Genomic DNA, 2,820 nt, shown 5'->3' on the forward strand with positions numbered 1-2,820 from the left:
GGTATAGAGCTGCTCGATATAGCCCAGCGGATGGCCTGTCTGCTGTTCGACCCAGTCCCTCAGGCCAGACTGCAGCGATCGGTGGCTGAGCTCGAACGGCCCGGACGGAAGGGAATCCCGCTGCCCGACGGTGAGAACACAAGGCTCACGGTCGCTCACGGCGGCGACGACCGCGATCAAGTCCAAATTGATGTCGCGGCTTTCCCGAGCGTTGCTATCTTTGTTTCGTGTTACTTGGTGGTGCATGTTGCAGAACGTGGCCGTGCTCTGTGAGGTGACGCGGCTAAACCGATTTAATCAAACGTGTACCATGCCGGGCCGCTCGTCAACGGCGTACCTGTACGGTGTTTTGCTGCTCGCACTTGCATAAAACTGGTCCAAACGCGACACCCGCGATAGGTAACGCAACGGAAGGCGCGCCTTTTTGCCGACCGTGAAGACGCGGCGAGCGTTCGATCTCAGCCAAGTTAGGGACGGTCATCAGGTGGGACAATCTCATTAGGCGTATGGCAGAATAGAGAACACAAATAGCCACTAAGCGGGACAGGAACTGAGCTCGCAAAGCTTCGGTTTTCGGATCATGTCTCCTGATTTAACTGAGAGCGTGGGCCGATTCCCTACGACCACTAGTCTGGCAGACCGGCGCCTCCGGGTTCGCGACGAGGGCATCATCCTCCCAACTGTCCCAGAGCTTTGTCCCCACGTCTACGCATTCGCCCGAGCCCCAGTTAACGGTCGGCGTGGGTTGGGGTGTCCACCGGGCGGAGCTTTGGCTTCTTCCTCGGTCGGCATAGTGTTCGATAGGGTAAACCGGCCTCAGCAACCGTGCGAGCGGCGCCAATCTGGAAGCCGCAGCTTCTCCGACACTTGCGGGCTACCTTCCTTGCCTTCTGCCTCGACAGGCTGCGCTATCGGCAGAGCGCTGCGCAGGAAGGGAGCAATACCCAAATCTTGAGTTCTTCGCGCGTCGGTTTTTCCTGCACAGGGAAGAGCTAATTCTTCCGGGCTCCGGGGCGAGGCGCGCGCGGCGGATTCACTGGGCTGAACTGTGAGGGAAGGTGCTCGCGCGCCGCAGTGACGCCCAAGATTGCACGGCAGGGTTGCAAATTGGGTGATCTGTGATAAGGAAATGTGAAATCAGAAGAGGCCTATTGAAATGAAGCGCATGCAAGAAAAGGACATTCCCGCATTCGTGCAGGACGTGGTCGCAACGGGCTGCGATATCTGCGCCGTCGGTCCGAGTTGTTACTCCCTGGGCGATACCGATGTTCCGCGCGACAAGCGTAGGGGATTGTACAAGAAGCTCGGCCAAATCGATGCGCGCTACGGGGGCCGCGATCACCTGCGTTACCAGATTGCGGCGCACCTGGCCTCGATTGGCCGCTACATCGACGCGCCCCCAAAGGAGGAGGAGGCCTGGATCGATAATGAAACACCCGAGTTGGCCGAGGTCACACCTTACGACGTGGCGCACTTTCAGACTTACGCTGTCCTGCTGATGTCGGAGGCGATGGGCCTCGACTGGCGCAAGGTGGCACGAGCCATCTTGAACATTGACGCAGAGCGCCAGCCGGAACGGGCACGTCTGGCTTGGACATCCCACCTGGCGCGGGCGCGGTGGCTAGCGACGAGCGGGTGCGGGCAGCTTTAGAGCGATCGGTCGCAAAAGCCGCCGCCGTACGGGAAGCTCGCATGACCAAGGCAGCCGTTGTCAAAGGCAAAGATGGAACATTTCGAGCGGCGGCGTGTCGAAAAAACTGCAAGCTTTTTTCGTTCATACGCTAAATCGGGTACCAGATCGACACGTCCAGGACGGCTTGGCATCATCAGGATGTAAGGTTCGTTACGCTGCTCAACGCCATCCTTGTGATGGCGTTGAGCAGAAGGCGAGCTCCGGACCTTAGGCGTTAGCCTAGCGTTTCGCGGCTGGCTTCTTGACTGGAGTTGTCTTCTCTTGCCATGCCAAGTTGCCGCCGATTAACTCGGGGCAGCCGTCCTTTGCCCAATGGCATAGCCGACAGTTCTTGCGCGTTCGGAAGGTTGGTCGTCCGATTGATCGTTTCCGTTCCTCAGAAGTCGCGAGGAGATTGGGAGGGCAACGGTATTCATCTAGAAGCTAGGATGCGCTGCTTTGCCCTCTTCATCATGGCTATTACTCGGAAGCCCATGAGTCTTGGGAGATCTGTGGCGCTCAAGCCATCGGCTTTCGGAAAGACCGGCGACGCTTCGTCTCAACGACTATTCCAGCCGTATTTTTCGCGTTGAACACGGCCGTTTGCTTCGGCTTCGGTTGGGGTGGGGCATCAGGCACCCTTGGCTCCGGCGTCTTCTTGGTCTCTTCCTTGTTCTTGCGGGCGCACAGCAAAGCCTTGGCGCTCGCCGCCTCCGCATCCGATACCTCGCCGGCCGGCTCGCCATCAAGATCGACCCGCACAGCGCCAGCATTCAGTCTCGCCAAGTACCTGGGCATGCTGGTATAGGCGCGCAGGGCTCTCCTCAATTCATCATCTGACAGTTCGCCGTCCAGCACGCGAATGTCATGATGGATGCCGATCCTAAGCGGCATGGGCGCTTTCGGATTGAACGCCGCAGGCCACTTTGCCGATAGATGCCGGAAAAGCTGTGCGGGCGATTTCCCTCGGTTGGGTGTCGTCATGATCAAGCCTCGCCCGATTTGTTTTGTTCCCAGTTCGGACGCTCCGTAGCACCCATATATGCAATGATTGTGGACGCCTGAAAAAGTCGCCGGGCAGGGGCCTTGAAGAGATGCTCTCGACCGGCGTCAAACCACCAGCTTTGTGATCATAGCATCGGGTGCAC

Annotated in this window: 2 protein-coding genes and 1 pseudogene; 1 reads left to right on the forward strand and 2 read right to left on the reverse strand. The window is 58.6% G+C overall.

Going from position 1 to position 2,820, the window contains the following annotated elements:
- A pseudogene (locus tag EOA24_RS42555) lies at window positions 1-246 on the reverse strand (hypothetical protein); the annotation flags it as partial.
- A 910-nt stretch (window positions 247-1,156) separates the two neighbouring features.
- Here EOA24_RS42555 and EOA24_RS44155 point away from each other — a divergent pair.
- A complete protein-coding gene (locus EOA24_RS44155; protein WP_348633091.1) occupies window positions 1,157-1,651 on the forward strand; it encodes a hypothetical protein in 495 nt (164 codons plus the stop codon).
- Between the two features lie 540 nt (window positions 1,652-2,191).
- Here the strand turns inward: EOA24_RS44155 and EOA24_RS33105 are convergent.
- The gene (locus tag EOA24_RS33105; RefSeq protein ID WP_066991372.1) at window positions 2,192-2,656 is read right to left on the reverse strand and encodes a ProQ/FinO family protein; all 465 of its coding nucleotides are present in this window, start codon (window positions 2,654-2,656) and stop codon (window positions 2,192-2,194) included.
- Between the last annotated feature and the right edge of the window lie 164 nt (window positions 2,657-2,820).

Source organism: Mesorhizobium sp. M2A.F.Ca.ET.039.01.1.1 (genome assembly GCF_003998035.1).
GTDB lineage: Bacteria > Pseudomonadota > Alphaproteobacteria > Rhizobiales > Rhizobiaceae > Mesorhizobium.